Below are 19,138 nucleotides of genomic sequence, written 5' to 3' on the forward strand. Positions count from 1 at the left end.
ACCCGGCCGGGCACCGGGACCAAAGCAGCGCGCGGTGACCTGTGCGTCAGCGCAGCTCGCGCTTGAGGACCTTGCCGGTGGCCGTCATCGGGAACTCCTCGCGGAACTCGACCAGCCGCGGGTACTTGTAGCCGGCCATGCGCTCCCTGCTCCAGGCCACCAGCTCGGCCTCGGTCACCGTCGCGTCCCGGTGCCGGATGACGAACGCCTTGACCTCTTCGCCGTGGCTCGGGTGGGGGACGCCGACCACCGCGACCAGGCTCACCGCCGGGTGCGTCATGATCACTTCTTCCAGCTCGCGCGGGTACACGTTGAAGCCGCCGCGGACGATCATGTCCTTGGCGCGGTCGACGATGAAGTAGTAGCCGTCCTCGTCGCGCGTCGCGATGTCGCCCGTGCGGAACCAGCCGTCGCGGATCGCCTCGGCGGTCGCCTCGGGACGGCCGAGGTAGCCCTTCATCACGTTGTGCCCGCGGATGGCGATCTCACCCGCCTCGCCTTCGGGGACGTCCTGCCCGTCCTTGTCGACCAGCTTGACCTCGACACCCCAGACCGGCTGGCCGATCGACCCGGGCTTGGCGACGCGGCCGGGGTGGTTGAACGTCGCGACCGGGCTGGTCTCGGAAAGCCCGTAGCCTTCGCGGACCTCGACGCCGTAGATCTCGCGCGTCCGCTCCAGGATCTCGACCGGGAGCGCGGCCCCGCCGGAGACGGCGATCCGCAGGGAGTCCGCGATGGCCTCCACGTCGAACTCGGCGGTGTCGGCGGTGACCAGGCCCCAGTACATCGTCGGGACGCCGGCGAAGAACGTCACCTTTTCCCGCCGCATCAGCGAAAGCGCCGTGCGAGCGTCGAAGCGGGGGAGCAGCACCAGCGTGGCGCCCGCGCCGAAGCCGGAGTTGAGCTGGACGCTCTGGCCGAAGGAGTGGAACAGCGGGAGCGTCACGAGGTGGACGTCGTGCTCGCCGGTGCCGAACACCTTGTGGCACGTCAGCGCGTTCAGGACCATGTTGGCGTGCGTCAGCTCGGCACCCTTGGGGGTGCCGGTGGTGCCGCTGGTGTAGAGGACGACGGCGGTGTCCCCGGGCTCGGTGACGGCCGTCTCGAAGGTGGTCGGCTCGGTCAGCGAGTCTACAAAGGACTCATCGACGAGGAAGAACTGCTCGCACGACGGCGTGGCGTCGAATCCGGCCCGCCCTTCCGCACCGAGCGGGAGTCCCGGGCCGCCCGCGAAGCAGAAGAACGCCTTCGCGCCGGAGTCGGCCAGGTGGTAGGCGATCTCGCGGCTCTTGAGCAGGACGTTGAACGGCACGACGGCCGCGCCCGCTTTGAGGATCCCGTAGTAGACGATCGCGAACGCGGGGATGTTGACCGAGGCGAGCGCGACCTTGTCGCCGACGCCGATCCCGTGGGCCCGCAGCAGGTTCGCGACCTGGTTCGCGGCGGCGTTCACCTCCCGGTACGTCAGCCGGGTGTCCCCGGCGACCAGCGCGTCGCGGTCCGGGTGGGTGGCGGCGCTTTCTTCGAGCAGCATGGCCAGGTTGAGCATCGGAGCGTCTCCTTCAGGACAGGAAGCGGTGGATGAGCGGGACGAGGTCGGCGGCGTGCGTCAGCAGGGCGAGGTGACCGCCGCCGGGGACGATGTGGACGGTGCCGTGGCGCAGCAGCCGCGCCATCAGCCGGGCGTTGACGGTGGGGATGATCGGGTCGTCGTCCCCGGCCACGAGCAGCACGCGCTGCCGCAGCCGGGGCAGGTACCAGGCGCTGGTCCAGCCGGCGCCGGCGAGGATCTGCCAGTAGTAGCCGAGCGGGTCCGGCGCCCGGGTCGACGCGGCGAAGTGCGCGGCGATCGCGGGGTCGTCGCCGAACCCGCCGCCGTAGATCCGCGCGCCGGTCTCGCGCAGGTGGCGCGGGCCGAAGTACCGCAGCGGGCTCGCCAGCGTGAGCAGGACCGCCGGTTTCGCCGGCACCATCACCATGCCCATGCTGGTCGCGCAGAGCACGACCCGCCGGCACCGCCGCGGGTTGCGGTGGGCGAACTCCTGGGCCAGCGCGCCGCCCCAGGAGATGCCCAGGACGTCGACCTCGTCGTAGCCGAGCTCCGTGACGAGATCGGCGAGCATCCGCGCCAGCCGGGGCAGCCGGCGCGGCAGCCGGGTGACGGGCGAGCCGCCGGTGCCCGGCATGTCGAACCGGATCACCGGCACCCGCCGCCCCGGCTGGGCGGCGAGGTCGTCCACCAACGGCTCCAGCAGTTCGAGGTTGGCGCCGATCCCGTTGCACAGCAGCAACGGCGTTCCCTCGCCCGGCCGGTGGTCGATGTGCAGAGCGATTCCGCGGACCGTGATGATCATGCGCGCACGTAGCTGCCGGGCGCCGCTTCGATCGGCGCGTACCGGTCGCTGCCGACGACGGCCGGTGCGTCGACCAGCTCGCCCGAGCGCTCGCCGAGCCACTCCAGCCAGCGTGGCCACCAGCTCCCCGCCACCTTTTCCGCCTCCGCCTTCCACTCTTTTGCGGACTCCGGGTTTTCGGTGTTGCGGTAGTAGCTCGCCTTGGGGTTGCCCGGCGGGTTGAGGATGCTCTGGATGTGCCCGGAGCTGCTCAGCGCGAACTCGACGTCGCCGCCGAGCCGCTTCGACGAGCGGTAGCAGGCGTCCCACGGCGTGATGTGGTCGGTGGTGCCGGCCATCACGAACGCGTCCGCGGTGATCTTGCCCAGGTCCAGCGGGACGCCGTCGACGACGACCTCGCCCGGGTGGGCCAGGGCGTTGTCGCGGTAGACGTCGATGAGCTGGCCGTGGAACGCGGCGGGCAGCCGGGTGGTGTCGTTGTTCCAGAACAGGATGTCGAACGCGGGCGGCCGCTTGCCGAGCAGGTAGTTGTTCACCCAGTACGACCAGATGAGGTCGTTGGGCCGCAGCAGGTTGAACACCCGCGCCAGCTCGCGCCCGTCGAGCACGCCGTGCACGTGCGAGTGGCGCTTGGCCGCGGCGAGGGTCTCCTCGCTGGCGAACACGCCGAGCAGCGTCTTGTCCTCGGCCATGTCGAACACGCTCACGAACAGCGTCAGCGCGTGGATCACCGGCTTGCCGCGGCCGGCGAACCAGGCGGCGAGCGACACCGACGTGATGCCGCCGGAGCAGGCGCCCGCGAGGTTGACGTCCGGGCTGCCGGTGATCTCGCGGACGGCGTCGATCGCCTCCTCCAGGGCCTTGAGGTAGGTGACCAGCTCCCAGTCGCGCTGGTCGGCGGTCGGGTTGCGCCAGCTGACGATGAACACCTGCTGGCCCTGCTCCAGCGCGTACTTGACCAGGCTCTTCTCCGGCGAGAGGTCGAAGACGTAGAACTTGTTGATCTGCGGCGGCGCGATCACCAGGGGCCGCGCGTGCACCTGCTCGGTGCGCGGGACGTACTGGATCAGTTCCAGGACCTCGTTGCGGAACACGACCGAACCCTCGGTGGTGGCGACGTTCTTGCCCACGGCGAACTTCTCGGTGTCGACCTGGCTGGGGAACCCGCCGTTGCGCCGGACGTCGCCGGCGAAGTGGCGCACGCCCTCGACGGCGCTCTCGCCGCCGGTGTCGATGAACCGCTTGACCGCGGCCGGGTTCAGCGGCAGGTTGCTCGGCGAAAGCGCGTCGAGCGCCAGCGACAGCACGAACCTGGCGCGTTCACGGTCCACTTCGGACAGTTCGCTCCCGCCGAGCCAGGCGTCCAGCTCGGCGTCGGCGGCGAGGTAGATCCCGAGCAGCCGCCGGTAGAGGAAGTTCTGCGTCCAGGCGGAGTCGCTGAAGCGGCGGTCCTTCGGCGCGGGCGTCAGCTCGCCGCGACCGCGGGCGGCGGCGACCGCGGTCCTGGCCAGGTGGCGCAGGCTCGCCGTGGTGTGCTTCGGGTGCTTGACGGCCTCGCCGACGACCGTGCGCAGCGAGTCCAGCAGGTCCTTGCGGCGGAAGCCGATGATGGGGTTGGGTCCGCCGATCGCGTCGGCGACCATTTCGGGGGTGGACATGGTGACTCCTTAAACGAATGCGGACTGGCCGGTGATGGCCCGGCCGACGATGAGGGTGTTCATTTCGCGCGTGCCCTCGTAGGAGTGGATGGCCTCGGCGTCGGCGACGAACCGGCCGACCTCGTGCTCCAGGAGGATTCCGTTGCCGCCCATGAGCTCACGGGCCATGCCGACGGTTTCGCGCATCTTGGTGGTGCAGAAGGCTTTCGCGAGGGACGCCTGCTCTTCGGTCATCTTCCCCGCGTCCTGCAGCCGGGACAGCTGCGCGACCAGGCAGAGCGACGCGGTGATGTTGCCGAGCATCTTCACGAGCAGGTCCTGGATGAGCTGGAACCCGCCGATCGGGCGGCCGAACTGCTCGCGCTCCTTCGCGTAGGCCAGCGCCCGCTCGTACGCGCCGATGGAGCAGCCGACGGCCAGCCACGCCACCGACGTCCGGGTCATCCGCAGCACCGCCGCGGTGTCGGCGAAGGTGTTCGCGTGCTGCAGCCGGTCGGCTTCGGGGACGCGCACGTCCTCGAGCAGGATGTGCGCGTTCTGCACCGTGCGCAGCGCCATCTTGCCCTCGATCTTGGTCGGGGTGAACCCGGGCGTCCCCTTCTCGACGAGGAAGGCCTTGACGTGGCCGTCCTCGAGGTCCCGGGCCCAGATCACGACGACGTCGGCGAAGGTGGCGTTGCCGATCCACTTCTTTTCGCCGTTCAAGACCCATTCGCCGCCCTCGCGGCGGGCGGTGGTCGTCAGCCCGCGGGCGACGGCCGAGCCGACGTGCGGCTCGGTCAGGCCGAACGCGCCGATCTTCTCGAAGCGGTGCATCGGCGGCAGCCACTTCGCCTTCTGCTCCTCGGAGCCGCACAGGTAGATCGAGCCCATCGCGAGGCCCGTGTGCACGCCGAAGAACGTCGCGAACGACGGATCGGTGCGCGCGAGCTCGAGGGCGACGAAGCCGTCCAGCAGACTGGTGCGGCCGGGCAGGCCGTAGCCGGAGTAGGAGAGTCCGCCGAGGTCGAGCTTGCCCAGCGGTTCGACGAGGTGGTGCGGGAAGCGTTCGCGCGCCCAGTGCCAGGTGGCGACCGGCGCCAGTTCGTTGTCGAGGAACTCGCGCAGCCGGTGCAGCAGGTCGCGGTCCTCGGCCGGGAGGTCGTCGGCCAGTGCGTAGAAGTCCGTGGTGTCCATGTGGATGAAGGTAGGTTTCCGCGCTGGTCAGCGGCCCTGTCCAAAGTTAGGTTGGGGTTGTGCAGGTGGTGGCGACGAAGCTGCTGATCCCGCCGGCCCGGCCGGGCGCGGTCGCGCGGCCGCGGCTGCTGCGCCTGCTCGACGCCGTGCCGGCGCACCCGGTCACCCTGGTCACCGCGCCCGCCGGGTTCGGCAAGACGACGCTGGTGAGCACGTGGCTCCGGGACTTCGGGGGCCGCTCGGCGTGGCTCACGCTCGACGAGGACGACGACGTCCCCGGCCGCGTCCTCGACTACCTCCTCACCGCCCTCGGCACGAGCCGGACGCTGCTGGACTCCGGCACCGCGTCGACCCCGGCGGTGATGACCGAACTGGTCAACCAGCTCGTCGACGCCGAACTCGTGGTCGTGCTCGACGAGGTCCACGTGCTCGGCGAACCGGAGATCCTGGACGCGCTGACGTTCTTCGTCGAGCACTGCCCGCCGGGCGTGCACCTGGTGCTGCTGGGCCGCACCGAGCCGGACCTGCCCCTCGCCCGCTGGCGGGGGCGGGGCCTGCTCGCCGAGATCGGCGCGGCCCAGCTGCGGTTCTCGGCCGGCGAGGCCGCCGGGCTGTTGTCGGCCGTCATCGGGCGCGAGGTCGACGCGGGCACCGTCGGTGAGCTGAACCGCCGCGCCGAGGGCTGGGCGGCGGCACTGCAGATGCTCGGCATCGGCCTGCGGGAGGGCACCGCCGCGGCGCCGTCGGTGCGGTTGCAGCCGGGCAACCGGTACGTCCTGGACTACCTCGCCGAGGAGGTCGTGGCCGGCCAACCCGCCGACATCCGCGACTTCCTGCTGCGCACGAGCGTGCTCGAGACGCTGTCGTCGTCGCTCTGCGACGCCGTCACGGGGCGGTCCGACAGCGACCGGGTGATCCGGGACCTCGAGCGCGCCAACCTGTTCCTGACGCCGATCGACGACGCGGGGGAGTGGCACCGGTACCACGGCCTGTTCGCGGACTTCCTGCGCGGTGAGCTGGATCCCGAGGTGGCCGTCGAGTGCCACGCGCGGGCGGCGCGCTGGTTCTCGACCCGGGAGATGCCCGCCGAGACGATCCGGCACGCGGTGCCCGGCCGGGAGATCGGCCTGGCGGTCGAAACCGTGCGCGCGCAGGCCGACGACCAGGTCCGGCGCGGCGAGCTGGCCACGTTGTTGTCGTGGCTCGACCGGCTGCCCGAGGACGAGGTGCGGGCCCACCCCGACCTGGCCGGGTTCAAGGGCTGGCTGCTCTACCTCGCCGGGCGCGCCGACGACGCGGAGGCGTACGCGGCGATCGCGGACGCGGGCATGGGCCCGTCCTCGCCCGCCGCGGATCGCGCGATGCTCCGGACGTTCCAGGCCTACCTCGCCCTGACGCACGGCCGTCCCGCCGACGCCGCCGGGCTGGCGACCACGGCGCTCGACCTGCTCGGGGACAGCACGTCGTTCTTCCGCGCCGCGGCGATGGGCGTGCTGGGCCAGGCCCGGCGGCTGACCGGCGACCGGCGGGGCGCGATCGAGGTGCTGCGCGAGGCCGTCCGGCTGGGGGAGCGCAGCGGGAACCCGTTGAGCGCGCTGGAGGCCACCGGCTACCTCGCGCCGCTGCTGTACGTCCAGGGCCGGCTGCGCGAGGCCGTCCTGCTGTGCCGTGACGCCCTGCGCGCGCACCCCTCGGCGCCGATGGCCGGCTTGGCCGAGGTGCCGCTCGGGACGTTGCTGTACGAGCGTGACGAGCTGACCGAGGCACGCACGCACCTCGTCGAGGGGATCGCGCGCTGCGAGCAGCTCGGCACGACGTCGTACACGCTGCTGGGGCTGCGCACGCTGGCGCGGCTGCACCACGCGACCGGCCACGTGGACGAGGGTTTCGAGGCACTGCTGGCCGCGCGCCGCCAGGCGGACGCCGCCGAGGACTACCGCCGCGCCCGGCTGGTCGTGGCGACGATCGTGGAGCTGCACCTGCGTTCGGGCAACATCGCGGCCGCGTCGCAGGCACTGGCCGAGATCACCGGCGACCAGCCGTCCTCGTCGGACTACGAGCAGCTGACCCGTGCCCGCCTGCTCATCGCGCGCGGCTCGCCCGCCGCGGCACTGGACGTGCTGGGCGTGATCGAGGACCGCGCCCGCGAAGAGGGCCGGGACGGGAGCCTGGTGGCCATCCTCGTCGTGAGCGCCCTGGCTCGTGCGCGGTCGCGGGACGTGCTCGCGGAGGCGGTCGGGATAGCGGCGCCGGACGGCTACCGCCGCACGTTCCTCGACGAGGGCGCGGGGATAGTGCCGTTGCTGAAGGACGTCCGCGCGACGGCACCGGAGTTCGTCACCGACCTGCTGTCCCGCTTCCGGGGCGCGCCTTCGGTGCCCGCGCGCGGTTCGGACCTGCGGACGGTGCCGGGCGTCGGCGTGGTGGAGACGCTGACCGAGACGCAGCGGCGGATCCTCGGGCTGATCGCCACCGGGATGTCGAACCAGCAGGTGGCGGACAAGCTGTTCATCACCGTCGGCACCACGAAGTGGCACTTGAACCAGATCTTCGGCAGGCTGCAGGCCCGCAACCGCACGGAGGCGGTGGCGCGGGCCCGCGAGCTCGACCTCCTTTAGGCGCCGCCCGTCCGCTCTTGCGGCCGAACGTGGAGCGGCCGGAGCAGGCTGTAGGTGCGGACGATCGCTCCGGCCGTTCGGTATCGGCCGGAGAGGTTCGCCCACTGTGCTTCGGAGAGCGAGTGGTCACGCACCACGGCGTCGACGGCGCCCAGGAGTTCGGCATCCGGTCCCGGCCATTCGTGGAGATCGGCGGTGGTGATCCGCGTCGCGTGAGTTGTCGTCACGACGGGTCCTTCCTGTCGATCGTCGGGGCCACGTTTCACGGGGTTGCGCGGTATGGCGGTATCGCCGCGCAGAGGGCAGCCAGGTCGCGCCCGGCGCGGTGCACCGTCGCATCGGGACGGACGACCGCGGCGCGGGCGAAGCCGCGGCGCAGCCAGCGGTGCAGGGCACTCCCCGGCCGGGCCACCACGAGCACGGCTCCCCGTCGTTCGATGTCCGCGCGCTGCGCGGGCGACGGCTCGGCGGCGCTGATGACGGCGAACCGGCCGGCTGTCACGTCGTCGAGGCGCCGGCCGCCGTCGACCGGTGCGTTGGGGCATTGCCGGCCGGCGAGGGAAGGCCCCAGGGGCGGGCGCACCACCAGGGCGGAGCGGTGCAGGGCTGGGCTTTCGGTTCGGAGCACGCGGTTGCGCAGGCCGGGTACGAGGTGCAGGCGGGGTGCGGCGACGCGGCGAAGGAGGTTGCCGAGTTCGCCGCCTTCGGTCATCGCGGTGCCCATCAGCTTGGCGAGCCGGATCATGGTGGTGGCGTGGGGTTTGCGTTCTGTCTCGTAGCTGCCCAGGACGGTTTCCGCGAGCGTCCCGTTGAGCACGCCCGCGAGCTTCCAGGCGAGGTTCATCGCGTCGCGCATTCCGGCGCCCATGCCCTGGCCGATGAACGGCGGGGTGAGGTGGGCGGCGTCGCCGAGGAGGAAGACCCGCCGGTCGCGCCAGCGGTCGGCGACCTGGGCGCGGAAGGTGTATTCGGCGACGCGCACGATCTCCAGCCGGTCGGCCGGTGTCTCCCCGGTCCACGGCTTGAGCAAGGGGAGCAGCGTGGCCGGTGCACGGTAGTCGCCGGCCGTTTCGCCGTCGGCCAGCTGGAACTCCCAGCGGTAGCGGTTCTCTCCGACGCGCATGTAAGTGGCGGCGCGGGCCGGGTCGGAGACCTGGTGGACCCCTTCCCAGGCGCCGAGTTCGGCGTCGGTGCGGATGTCGACGACGAGCCAGCGCTGGGTGAACCCGAGGTCGCGCAGGACGGCACCGATCGAGGTCCGGGTCAGGCTGTTCGCGCCGTCGCAGCCGAGGACGTACTTGGCGAGCACGGAGTCTCCTCGGCCGGACTCGGTGAACGCGACGCGCACCCCGCCGGCGTCCGGGGCGAGGGAGGTGACCTCGGCGCCGACGCGCAGCGTGGCCGCGCTGTGCCGCTTGAGGCCCGAGAGCAGGAGCGCTTCCAGCTCGGGCTGGTCGAACATGCTCGCCTCGGGGTAGCCGTGCCTGCCGTGCGCCGCGTCGCGCCGGAACTCCGCGAGCACGTGCAGGTCCCGGTCCACGAGCCGCAACCCGTTGCAGCGCCAGGAGATCGCCGAGAACTCCTCGAAGACGCCGAGCCGGCCGAGGATGCGGCAGATCTCGTCGTCGAGGTGGACGGCGCGGGGCCGGGGATAGATCGTTTCCCACCGGTCGAGGACCAGGCACTCGACGCCGTACTGGGCCAGCAGGGTGGCGGCGGTGAGGCCGGTCGGGCCCGCGCCGATGATCACCACCGGTACCTCGCTCACGAGGCACCTGCCAGGCGCCAGCCGATCGCGTAGCGACCGAGGACGGCCTTGATCGCGGAGTCGTCGCCTGTGGTCCGTACCACCGCGACCACGGCACCGTCGTCGATCTCGGCCTCGACGTCCAGCACCCCGGGGACGCCGGCCAGCGCTTCGGTCAGCTCGCGGCGGGTGGCGTCGGCGCGCAGGGCGGGCTTGTACGGCTTGCCGAGGTCGGTCAGCGGCAGGGCGTCGAGCACCGTGACGGTCTTCGGCGCGGCCGCGGACTCGGGGACCTGGTCGCGGGCCCAGTCGCCCAGTTCCCGCTCGGTGACCACGGCGCCGGGAGCGAGCGTCACGTAGGCGACGGGGACTTCGCCGGAGTGGGCGTCGGGCCGGCCCACCGCGCCGGCGGCGGTGACCGCGGGGTGGGCGAGCAGGGCGTCCTCGACGAGCGCGGGGTCGATGTTGTGGCCACCGCGGATGATGAGGTCCTTGGCGCGGCCGGCGAGGTGGACGAACCCGTCGGCGTCGAGGCGGGCGAGGTCGCCGGTGTCGAGCCAGCCGTCGACGAGCTTGCCGAGGCCGTCGAGGACGTGGCCGTGCTCGTCCCGGCCGGTGACGTAGCCGGGGAACACGGTGGGGCCGCTGATCGCGAGCACGCCGGTGTGGCCGGGCGGGAGGTCTTCCCAGGTGCCGTCCTCGCGCACGCGCACGGTCTTCACCCGCTGGTAGGGCAGCCGCTGACCGACCGAGCCGGTCCGGGGCGCGTCGGGGAAGCTGCGCGCGCTGGCACAGGTCGCTTCGGTCAGGCCGTAGCCTTCGACGAGCGTGATGCCGGTGCGGGCCTGGAAGCTTTCGCGGACCGCGGCCGGCAGCGGAGAGGCCCCGACCATGGCGAACCGCAGGCTGCTGATGTCGGCGTCGACCGGGCACTGCGCGAGCACCGCGTAAACGGTGGGGACGGCGCTCATCGTGGCGATCCGGTGGTGCTCGACGATCTTCCAGAACTCGCCGTAGAGCGGGACGTCGCGGTAGCCCAGCGGCCCGGCCCAGACCACGGCCTGTCCCTTGAACAGCGGAGTCAACAGGGTGACGACCAGCGCGTTGACGTGGAACAGCGGTAGCGCGGCGAAGAGTGTGGCGGCGTCGTCGAGCAGCGAGTTGGCGGCCAGCATCCAGGCGTCGGCGATCTCGCCGGCGTGGGTGTGCGCGGCCAGTTTCGGCGCGCCGGTGGTGCCGCCGGTCGGGAAGAACGCAGCCAGGTCCGCTGGACTCGGTGGATCACCCAAGAACACCGAGGTGTCCTGCTCGGCCGCCAGTTCGCCGAGGTAGCCGGCGCGGACCCCGGGCAGGCTCGGCAGGTCCGGGGCCGGCTCGGCGGCGCCGGTGGGCCGGAGGACCAAGAGGGAGTCGACGTGCCCGTCCTGGGCGAGGGCTTGCGCGGTCTCCCAGACCGCCGGGGACAGCTCGGGACCGGCGGTGACGAGGACCCGCGCGCCGGACCGCCGCAGGAGGTGGGTGAGGTGCTTGCGGGAGAGGCCGCCGTTGAGGGGCGCCGCGATCCCGGCGAGCTGTGCGGCCAGGGTGGCGGGCACCAGCTCGGCGGTGTTGGGCGACATCAGCGCGACCGCGTCCTGCCGGCGGACGCCGAGTTCGTGCAGGAGGTTCGCGTAGCGGTGGACGTCGCCGAGCAGTTCGGCGAAGGTGCACTGCTCGGATTCGCGCCAGCGCGCGGCTTCCGGCAGCACGGTGAGCGCGGTGCGGTCCGGCCAGGTGGTCGCGGCGCGGACCAGGAGGGCGTAGGTGGACGCGGGAAGGCCGCGTGCCGTCAGCGGCACGGCTTCGATCGCGGCGACGTCGGTGGGGGCGGAGTACTCCGGCCACAGCAGGTTCCCGGTCATCGGGCGTGCCTCACCACCGTGCGCTGGGTGCCCAGGTCGATCGCGCCGTCGTCGGTGGCCACGCCGGCCTCGATGACGTCGCCGTCCTGGAGATACCGGGGATTGCGTGCCTGGCCACGGAAGAACAGCTTCCACTTGAGCGCCGGTGGCAGCAGCGAGCCGATGATCTCCACCGGTTTCGGCGGGGCGGACAACGCCGTGCCGACGGGGGTGCCGGTCAGGACGAGGTCGCCCGGGTCGAGCCGCTGGAACCGGGCGAGCGCCCGGAGGGTTTCGGCGGGCCGGTAGATCATGTCGGCAACCGTCTGGTCCTGGCGGGTTTCGCCGTTGACCGTCAGTTTCAGCCGCAGGTCGGTGAACCGCTTGAGTTCGTCGGTGTCGAGCAGGACCAGCGCGGGCCCGGTGGGGGTGAACGTCGGGTAGGACTTGGCTTCGTAGAACTGGGTCTGGGGCAGCTGGATGTCGCGCGCCGAGATGTCGTTGGTCACCACCAGGCCCGCGACGTACCCGGCGATGTCGTCGCCGATCTCCGTGCCGACCGGGATTTCCGTGCCGATGACCAGGCCGATTTCGACTTCGTAGTCCAGGAGCCGCACGTGGGCGGGCCGCACCACGTCGTCGTGCGGGCCGCTGATCGAGCCGGACGACTTGCGGAAGAACGTCAGCGGCACGGTGTCCGGGTTCCCGCCGGTGTCCTCGACGTGCGAGGCGAAGTTGGTCATCTGGGCCACCACCCGGCACGGCGCGGTGACCGGCGAGACCAGTGCGAGGGTCTCCACGCCGACCGTGCGCCCGCTCGACGCCGCCGCGTCGAGGGCGTCGCGGTCGGCCAGCAGCTGCGCGGTGGTCGTGGCGCGGGTGGCGACCTCGGCCGCCCCGGCCGGGGTGGCCACCCACCAGGCGTCGGCGGTGCGGAGGACGGAAATGCTCATGACACAGCTACTTTCAGCAGGCCGCGAAGGCGGTCGAAGTCGAATTCGTTCTCCTCGCGCAGCGCGCCGATGATGGCGCGCAGCTCGCCGAACGCTTCCCGGCCGGGTTTGACGCCGAGGAAGTCCTTGGTGGCGGGCGGGCCCCACTGGGCCAGTCCCGACGCGGTCATCGGCGCCCAGCCGGGCTCGAGCGAGCAGTCGAACACGTCGCCGTCGCTGAAGTGCTCGACGAGGAACCCGTCGGGGTCGCGCCAGTAGTCGAACAGCTGGCTGCCCTGGATGTGCCTGCCGATGCCCCACGACCGCCGGTAGCCCCGCTCGAGCAGGTACTCGCCGCCGGCGGCGAGCGAATCGAGGTCGGGCACCTGGTAGGCCGAGTGCACGTACCGGTTCGCCGGGCCGAGCACCATCGCGAGGGTGTGGTGGTCGGTCGGGGTGTCACCGCGGTCGCAGCGGATGAAGCTCATGACCGGGCCCCGCCCGCGCTGGCCCGGGTAGTAGAGGAAGTCGCTCACGATGAGGCCCAGGTGGGCCAGGTACCAGTCGAGCGTTTCGCGGTACTTCCGGGTCTGCAGCACGACGTGGCCGAGCCGCTGCACCTTGACCGGCTCCCGCCGCGGCCGCTGGGTGGCGTTCACCCGCGTGATGTCGTGCCCGAAGTTGAAGGTCAGCGGCTCCTGCGCCGGCAACGCCGGCAACTCGTGCGTGCCGGACACGACCCGCACCCGGGCGCCGCTCGGGTCGTGCAGGTCCACGGTGGCCCCGCCGAGGCTCTCGGGCAGGCGGGTGACCTGGTGCCCGGTCGCCTCCGCCAGGCGTAGCACGTCCGCCGGGTCGGCGGCCCGGAACGCCGGTCCGGTGAACCGCGAGCGCGGGCCACGGCGGATCAGGACGCAGGGCGCGCCGGGTTCGGTGCCACGCAGCTGCAGCTCGTCCGCGGTGCGCAGCGACGTGGTGAACCCGAAGGCGTGGGCGAACACTTCGGCCTTGGCCAGGTCCGGCTTCTCGAATTCCAGCCACGCCAGGTCGTGCACCTTGACGACCGGGTTGGGCGCCCTCCCCGGGTGTTCGCCGGGCAACGAGCCCTGCTCGCTGTGCAGGTCGGCGTGGGGATCGTGGTGGTCGATCATCGCCCCTCCCATTTGATTGACGATATCGTCACTCTAGAGCGTATCGTCAGTCAAGTGGTTCTGACGATTTCCTCATTTCCGAGGCGATCCGCGAAGGTTGGTCCGGAGGGTCCGCACTCGTGCCGCGCTGCTCCGGGCGCCCAGGCCGATGTCGGGATGGGTTCGTTCTACAACCACTTCGAGAGCAAGGAGCAGCTCTACCGAGCGGCGGTGAAGGACGCGCTGGACCGCGGACCCGGCCGATGCTTCGGCGCGCACTTCCGGCCGCTGCGTCCGGGATTCACGCGACTTTCGTCCGAGTGGGGTGATCCGTCCACAATGGCCCGGTGTCACGCGATCTCCCTCAAGGCGGCGACGGGGCAGGAGGTGATGGCCGCCCGTGCAGCGGCAACGTGTTCCGGCGGAACGGTGCCGCCGTCGAAGCGGTAGACGAGTTCGCCGTCGTCGTCGAGTTCGAAGAGCGCCGGGCCCTGTTCGGTGCACAGGCCGTGGCCTTCACAACGGTCGTGGTCGACGGAAATCTTCATCGGTCGTTCCCCTCAGGCCGGGACGAGTTCGAGCGGCAGCCGCTCGAGGCGGTGGATGATGTTGTTCCGCGCCCACACGGGTTCGCCGGCGGGCACGATCTTCTCGACTCGGGCGACGAGTTCGCGCAGCATCGCCTGGGTCTCCAGCCGGGCGAGGCCCTGCCCGGCGCAGCCGTGCGTTCCGTAGCCGAAACCGAGCTGGCGCGCCGCCTCCCGGCGGATGTCGAAAGTGTCCGGGTTCGCCCATTCCAGCGCGTCGCGGTTGGCCGAGGCGTAGAGGACGAGCACGCGTGAACCCGCGGGCAGCTCGGTGCCGGCCACCTCGGTGTCGAGGACGACCTTGCGGCTGAACGCTCGCAGTGGGGACTCGAACCGGACGATCTCGTTGACCGCGTTGGGGATCAGGCCCGGCTCTTCCCTGAGGAGCTGCCACTGTCCAGGGTGCGTCGCGAACAGGTGCAAGGCGCTCGCGATCGCGCTGAGCGTGGTGTCCAAGGAGGGCGCCAGGTAGTCGATCATCAGGGCCGGGCATTCGGCGTGGCCGAGCTTGCCCTCGTCGGCGGCGCGCAGCAGATCGTCGCCCATGCTTCCCGGTAGCACCGATCGCTGCCGGACGACGCTGCGGGCGAAGCGCATCATTCCCAGCCCGGCGGGCACGGCCTTCAGCGCCTGCCCGTTCAGCGGGCCCAGGGAGTCGAAGGTTGCCGCACCCCAGCGGAGGAGGTTTTCCCGTCCCTGCTGCGGCCATCCGACGAGGTCCGGAACCACGGCCGAAGGCAGGGCCGCCGCAACGTCGACGCCGTCGACGATCCGCTGCGCGACCGCGGCCTCGACCACCTGCGCGGCCTGCTCTTCGACGACGTCCTTCATCCCGCGCAGCGCCCGGGGGGTGAGCCGGTGGGCGACCAGGACCCGGCGGCGAGCGTGGTCTTCGCCGTCGCTGTTGAGCGTCGTGCCGCGCGAAAGCCGGTTCGTCACGGGGTTCAGCGCGACCCCGTCGCCGGAGATGAACGTTTCATCGTCCAGCAGCACGGCTTTGCATTCCGCGTACCGGGGCAGGGCATGGACCTGGTGCTTCGGCAACCACACCACCGGGCCCAGCTCACGCAGGTTCGCGTAGTGCGGGTACGGGTCGAGGATCGCCTGCGGCGAGTAGATGTCCGGCTGGTACACGGGAACATCGGGACGCGGGGGCATCATTGCTCCTTTTCGGCGAACTCCTGCCACACGGTCCACCTCTTCGTCGGTTAATGACGATATCGTCAGTCACGAACGGGTCGTCAGTCAAGACCGTCTGCTGAAATCGTCAGGATTGACGCCTTCCGCTATCCTGTGCTTCGGCAGGCCGGGAGGACGAAGCATCCATGCCAGAGCAGGTTTCGAGCCGCTTGGAGCGGCGCAAGGCCCAAACCCGCGCGGCACTGGTCCGGGCGGCGCAGACGCTCATCGCGACGGGGCGGACGAACGTCCCGGTCCTGGAGATCACCCAGGTCGCCGACGTCGGGATGGGGTCGTTCTACAACCACTTCGAAACGAAGGAGCAGCTGTACCAGGCGGCGGTCGAAGCCGCCCTCGAAGCCCAGGGCGCGCTACTCGACGAACTGACCACCGACCTGAGCGACCCGGCCCAGACGTTCGCCCAGAGCTTCCGCCTCATCGGGCGCATGCACCGCCGCCAGCCCGAACTCAGCAAGGTGCTCCTGCACTACGGGCTCGAACTGGCCACCGCCGACCACGGCCTGGCCCCCCGCGCCCGCCGTGACATCGACGCCGCCGTCCGAGCCGGCCGCTTCACCGTCCGCGACACCGAGCTGGCCATGCTGACGGTCGCCGGCGCCGCACTCGGCCTCGCCCGCCTGCTCCACAGCCACCCCGACCGCGACGACGCCGAAACCACCGATCAGGTGACCGAGGACGTCCTGCGGATGCTCGGCCTCTCCGCCGCCGAAGCCCACGACCTGTGCACCAGGCCCCTACCCGACCTCGACACGGTCTTCAAACGGCCGAACCCCGCCGCCTGACGGTTGCGGCGCCGCGGACGGGGCAACGCCATCTGCTCGCCCGACGTGCACCGCTCCGCGAACCTGCTGCGCGAGCTCGGGTCCGGCGCTGCGACGTCGTCGCTCCTCGATGTTCGGGCCTGCAGCCTGGCAAGAGCTGTGCTGTGTGGCCGAGTGGGGCATGCCGAATCGATATCGAGTCTCGCAATGGGCCTACGGTGGTTTGAGGGGATACCCCGCTCTCTCCAGTGGGAGTTGGAACGTGCGGATGGTGTACCTGACTTGGCTCAAGATCGCTGATCTTGGGTAGAGTGCTGGCTGTTGAGCTGCGGTTTCGTCGTATGAACGGCGAAAATCTGCGCACTAAGCGGCCGGTTCTAGGGGTCTGCCCATCGCTTCCCGGTTACGGCTTCAGCGACAAGCCGGCCGCGCCGGGGTGGGGGATCGAGCGGATATCCGACGCGTGGTGCGAGCTGATGGCCCGGCTCGGCTACCGGCGGTTCGGCGCCCAGGGCAGCGACTGGGGTACCAGCATCGGTCAACGGCAACCCGATCGGGTCGCCGGCATCCATCTCATGCCGCCGCTCGTACCGCCCGATCCGGCCACGTTGGACGACCTCACCGGTGCCGAGCGGGCGGCGCTCGCGACACTGCGGGAGGCGGACGAATGGGGCTCCGGATACACGGCGCAGCAGTCGACCCGGCCGCAGACGGTCGGCTACGGGCTGGTCGACTCGCCGGCCGCCCTCTGCGCCTGGATCGTCGAGAAGTTCTGGTCGTGGACCGACTCCGGTGGCGACCTGCATCGGGTTGTTACCCGAGATGAGCTGCTCGACAACCTGATGCTCTACTGGCTGCCCGGCACCGGTGCCTCATCCGCCCGGCTGTACTGGGAAAGCCTCCGGCAGGTCAACGAATGGATCTCCGGGTCGGCCGGCGCGCCGGTGACCGTACCCACCGGCTGTTCGGTCTTCCCCAAGGAGCTGCAGCGCCCGTCTCGGCGGTGGGCGGAGCGCCGGTTCCCGAACATCCGGTACTGGAACGAGCCCGGCAAGGGCGGCCACTTCGCGGCGTTCGAGCAGCCGGCGTTGTTCGTCGACGAGGTCCGGTCATTCTTCCGGCTGGTCCGCTGATGGTCACCCGTGCTCGGTAAGCGGCTGGCTGAAGATCAGCAAGTGCCCATCGGGTGTCCGTACGTTGAAGTCGCGCATCCCGTAGGGCCGGTCAGCCAGTGGCTCGACGATGTCGGCGCCGCGGGCGCGCAGCTCGTCGTGGCAGGAATCGACGTCGTCGACGACAACCGTCACCCTGGCCGGGCTGACGCTGCTTTCGGCGTACAGGTGGAACTCGGCGGTGTCGCGGATCACGGCCGCGTAGCTAGGTGGGGTCTCCCAGGTGAATATGGTGTCGAATCCGAGCGCGTCCGTGAAGTACGACCGCGCTGCCTGCACATCTCGGCACGGCAGCACGGGAATCGCCACCCGCATGACCATTCCGTCACCTTACCCGACTTTGGCTCAAGATCGCTGATCTTGGGTAGGGTGCTGGCTGTTGAGCTGTGGTTTCGTCGTGTGAACGGCGAAAATCTGCGCACGGTGAAGACGGCGTCGGGGGCCAGGGCGGTGCAGATCGTGCACTCCTCGCGTCGCGGGTCGCGGGACATCGAGCACATCGGCTCGGCGCATGACGATGCGGCGTTGGAGGCGCTCAAGGCGGTGGCGAGGCAGCGTCTGGCTGTGGGGCAGCCCGAGCTCGACTTTGGCCCGGACTTCGCGGCGTTGCAGGCCGGCAGTGGTGCTGGTGGTGACGAGGTGTTCCGATTACTGGTACTGGCACCGATCGTCGAGCCGACCAGCAAGCTGGACAGCCTGCGGGTGGTCGAGGAGGCAGGTTTCGACCCGCCGGCGTACGCGACCCTCGAGCGGCGTCTGCCCGCGTTCGCGAAAGAGTCCTGGCGGCAGAAGTTGGCCGCGGCGTGCGCCGCACCGCTGATCTGGGGCCGGCGTCACTGGTTCTCCACGATGTGTCCACCTTGTACTTCGAGACCGATGCCGGGGACGGGTTCCGTGAGCCCGGGTTCTCCAAAGAACGCCGCCTGGAGCCGCAGATCACGATCGGGCTGCTCACCGACGCAAGCGGGTTTCCGTTGATGGTTGACGCGTTCGAGGGCAACCGGGGCGAGACCACTACGATGCTGCCGACCATCCGTGCGTTCATGGATGCCCACCAGCTGGCTGATGTCACGGTCGTGGCCGACGCTGGCATGATCTCTGCGGCCAACCAGCAGGCCATCGAGGCCGCGGGGTTGTCGTTCATCCTCGGCGCGCGGATACCCGACGTGCCGTACGTGGTCCAGGCGTGGCGCCACGAGCACCCGGATGAGCAGATCCCCGACGGGCACATCTTCACCCAGCCCTGGCCTGCCGGCCCCAAGGACCAGCGCCGCGACCAGATCATCTACTACCAGTACCGGGCGGACCGGGCTCGGCGCACCCTGCACGGCATCGACGAACAGGTCGCCAAGGCCGAGCAGGCCGTCGCCGGCAAGACCGCGGTCGAACGCAACCGGTTCATCCAGCTCACCGGCGCCACCAAGGGTGTCAACCGGACCCTGGAAGCCAAGGCACGCGCCCTTGCCGGCCTCAAAGGCCACGTCACGAACCTCCCGGACGTCACCGCCGAGTTCGTGATCGACGCCTACCACCGACTGTTCCACATCGAGAAGTCGTTCCGAATGTCTGAACTCGACCTACGTGCGCGGCCGATCTACCACCACAAGCGCGAGTCGAGCGACGCGCACCTGACGGTCGTGTTCGCCGCCCTGGCCGTCAGCAGGTGGATCGAGCAGACCACCGGCTGGTCGATCAAGAAAGTTCGTGCGCACCACCCGCCGCTACCGCACCATCAACATCCAGGCCGGCGAGCACACCCTCACCGCCGTCGACCCGCTACCCGACGACCTCCGCGATGCCCTCACCCGCATCCACGACCGCGGTGCGCACTGATTTGAGCCAAGTCAGGTATCAGTTCGACCCGTCTACGGTGATTTTGAGGGGATGCCCCGCTCTCCAGTGGGAGTTGGAACGTGCGGATGA

15 protein-coding genes and 1 pseudogene are annotated in these 19,138 nt (G+C 70.7%); 4 read left to right on the forward strand and 12 right to left on the reverse strand.

Translation table 11 applies throughout. The features are described from left to right. Positions 1–46: 46 nt before the first annotated feature. From ACIRSS_RS05870 to ACIRSS_RS05885, 4 genes are read right to left on the reverse strand one after another with little or no spacing between them, the layout of a single operon-like run. Positions 47–1,549 (reverse strand): long-chain fatty acid--CoA ligase, encoded by a 1,503-nt coding sequence (locus tag ACIRSS_RS05870; RefSeq protein WP_400891040.1) that lies wholly within the window; start codon positions 1,547–1,549, stop codon positions 47–49. 13 nt (positions 1,550–1,562) lie between these two features. Continuing rightward, positions 1,563–2,354, reverse strand: coding sequence for a poly(3-hydroxyalkanoate) depolymerase (gene phaZ, locus ACIRSS_RS05875; RefSeq protein WP_400891042.1), 792 nt, complete (start codon positions 2,352–2,354; stop codon positions 1,563–1,565). Beyond that, positions 2,351–4,012 carry an alpha/beta fold hydrolase gene (locus tag ACIRSS_RS05880; protein ID WP_400891044.1) on the reverse strand — a complete coding sequence of 554 codons (1,662 nt, stop codon included), beginning with the start codon at positions 4,010–4,012 and terminating at the stop codon, positions 2,351–2,353. Before ACIRSS_RS05880 ends, phaZ begins: the two co-directional genes overlap by 4 nt. Before the next feature lie 9 nt (positions 4,013–4,021). Next, positions 4,022–5,188 (reverse strand): acyl-CoA dehydrogenase family protein, encoded by a 1,167-nt coding sequence (locus ACIRSS_RS05885; RefSeq protein ID WP_400891046.1) that lies wholly within the window; start codon positions 5,186–5,188, stop codon positions 4,022–4,024. Between the two features lie 59 nt (positions 5,189–5,247). On the opposite strand from ACIRSS_RS05885, the gene ACIRSS_RS05890 reads away from it, so the two are divergent. Further along, positions 5,248–7,806, forward strand: coding sequence for a LuxR C-terminal-related transcriptional regulator (locus ACIRSS_RS05890; RefSeq protein ID WP_400891048.1), 2,559 nt, complete (start codon positions 5,248–5,250; stop codon positions 7,804–7,806). Here the strand turns inward: ACIRSS_RS05890 and ACIRSS_RS05895 are convergent. The 7 genes from ACIRSS_RS05895 to ACIRSS_RS05925 all read right to left on the reverse strand — a co-directional run bounded on the left by ACIRSS_RS05895 (position 7,803) and on the right by ACIRSS_RS05925 (position 15,240). Further along, positions 7,803–8,033, reverse strand: coding sequence for a hypothetical protein (locus ACIRSS_RS05895; RefSeq protein WP_400891051.1), 231 nt, complete (start codon positions 8,031–8,033; stop codon positions 7,803–7,805). The two genes, ACIRSS_RS05890 and ACIRSS_RS05895, sit on opposite strands and share 4 nt — an antisense overlap. Before the next feature lie 35 nt (positions 8,034–8,068). Further along, positions 8,069–9,574 (reverse strand): bifunctional 3-(3-hydroxy-phenyl)propionate/3-hydroxycinnamic acid hydroxylase, encoded by a 1,506-nt coding sequence (locus tag ACIRSS_RS05900; RefSeq protein WP_400891053.1) that lies wholly within the window; start codon positions 9,572–9,574, stop codon positions 8,069–8,071. Next, positions 9,571–11,454, reverse strand: coding sequence for an acyl-CoA synthetase (locus ACIRSS_RS05905; RefSeq protein WP_400891055.1), 1,884 nt, complete (start codon positions 11,452–11,454; stop codon positions 9,571–9,573). The genes ACIRSS_RS05900 and ACIRSS_RS05905 overlap by 4 nt, the downstream gene beginning before the upstream one ends. Further along, entirely contained in the window at positions 11,451–12,386 is a 936-nt protein-coding gene (locus ACIRSS_RS05910) for a fumarylacetoacetate hydrolase family protein (protein WP_400891058.1), read from the reverse strand. Before ACIRSS_RS05910 ends, ACIRSS_RS05905 begins: the two co-directional genes overlap by 4 nt. After that, positions 12,383–13,528, reverse strand: a complete 1,146-nt coding sequence (locus ACIRSS_RS05915) for a VOC family protein (RefSeq protein WP_400891060.1) — start codon at positions 13,526–13,528, stop codon at positions 12,383–12,385. Before ACIRSS_RS05915 ends, ACIRSS_RS05910 begins: the two co-directional genes overlap by 4 nt. A 317-nt stretch (positions 13,529–13,845) precedes the next feature. Beyond that, a complete protein-coding gene (locus ACIRSS_RS05920; protein ID WP_400891063.1) occupies positions 13,846–14,043 on the reverse strand; it encodes a ferredoxin in 198 nt (65 codons plus the stop codon). 12 nt (positions 14,044–14,055) lie between these two features. Beyond that, complete coding sequence (locus ACIRSS_RS05925) at positions 14,056–15,240, reverse strand: cytochrome P450 (protein ID WP_400891065.1); 1,185 nt, start codon at positions 15,238–15,240, stop codon at positions 14,056–14,058. 167 nt (positions 15,241–15,407) lie between these two features. Here ACIRSS_RS05925 and ACIRSS_RS05930 point away from each other — a divergent pair, with 167 nt between their 5' ends. Both ACIRSS_RS05930 and ACIRSS_RS05935 read left to right on the forward strand, forming a co-directional pair. Further along, entirely contained in the window at positions 15,408–16,064 is a 657-nt protein-coding gene (locus tag ACIRSS_RS05930; protein WP_400891067.1) for a TetR/AcrR family transcriptional regulator, read from the forward strand. Positions 16,065–16,519: 455 nt separating this feature from the next. Further along, a complete protein-coding gene (locus ACIRSS_RS05935) occupies positions 16,520–17,176 on the forward strand; it encodes an alpha/beta hydrolase (protein WP_400891069.1) in 657 nt (218 codons plus the stop codon). A 3-nt stretch (positions 17,177–17,179) separates the two neighbouring features. Here ACIRSS_RS05935 and ACIRSS_RS05940 read toward each other — a convergent pair whose 3' ends face one another. After that, on the reverse strand, positions 17,180–17,536 hold the full coding sequence (locus ACIRSS_RS05940; RefSeq protein ID WP_400891071.1) for a VOC family protein: 357 nt from the start codon (positions 17,534–17,536) through the stop codon (positions 17,180–17,182). 129 nt (positions 17,537–17,665) lie between these two features. Between ACIRSS_RS05940 and ACIRSS_RS05945 the strand changes: the two are divergent. Further along, positions 17,666–19,048 (forward strand): annotated as a pseudogene (locus ACIRSS_RS05945) (IS1634 family transposase). Positions 19,049–19,138 lie beyond the last annotated feature (90 nt).

The organism is Amycolatopsis sp. NPDC101161 (genome assembly GCF_044768185.1).
Classification (GTDB): Bacteria; Actinomycetota; Actinomycetes; order Mycobacteriales; family Pseudonocardiaceae; genus Amycolatopsis.

Bases quoted from the DNA above. Each gene is read 5' to 3' on its own strand.
- ACIRSS_RS05870 (WP_400891040.1), bottom strand. From the start codon at position 1,549: ATGCTCAACCTGGCCATGCTGCTCGAAGAAAGCGCCGCCACCCACCCG.
- phaZ (WP_400891042.1), bottom strand. From the start codon at position 2,354: ATGATCATCACGGTCCGCGGAATCGCTCTGCACATCGACCACCGGCCG.
- ACIRSS_RS05880 (WP_400891044.1), bottom strand. From the start codon at position 4,012: ATGTCCACCCCCGAAATGGTCGCCGACGCGATCGGCGGACCCAACCCC.
- ACIRSS_RS05885 (WP_400891046.1), bottom strand. From the start codon at position 5,188: ATGGACACCACGGACTTCTACGCACTGGCCGACGACCTCCCGGCCGAG.
- ACIRSS_RS05905 (WP_400891055.1), bottom strand. From the start codon at position 11,454: ATGACCGGGAACCTGCTGTGGCCGGAGTACTCCGCCCCCACCGACGTC.
- ACIRSS_RS05910 (WP_400891058.1), bottom strand. From the start codon at position 12,386: ATGAGCATTTCCGTCCTCCGCACCGCCGACGCCTGGTGGGTGGCCACC.
- ACIRSS_RS05915 (WP_400891060.1), bottom strand. From the start codon at position 13,528: ATGGGAGGGGCGATGATCGACCACCACGATCCCCACGCCGACCTGCAC.
- ACIRSS_RS05920 (WP_400891063.1), bottom strand. From the start codon at position 14,043: ATGAAGATTTCCGTCGACCACGACCGTTGTGAAGGCCACGGCCTGTGC.
- ACIRSS_RS05925 (WP_400891065.1), bottom strand. From the start codon at position 15,240: ATGCCCCCGCGTCCCGATGTTCCCGTGTACCAGCCGGACATCTACTCG.
- ACIRSS_RS05930 (WP_400891067.1), top strand. From the start codon at position 15,408: ATGCCAGAGCAGGTTTCGAGCCGCTTGGAGCGGCGCAAGGCCCAAACC.
- ACIRSS_RS05935 (WP_400891069.1), top strand. From the start codon at position 16,520: ATGGCCCGGCTCGGCTACCGGCGGTTCGGCGCCCAGGGCAGCGACTGG.
- ACIRSS_RS05940 (WP_400891071.1), bottom strand. From the start codon at position 17,536: ATGGTCATGCGGGTGGCGATTCCCGTGCTGCCGTGCCGAGATGTGCAG.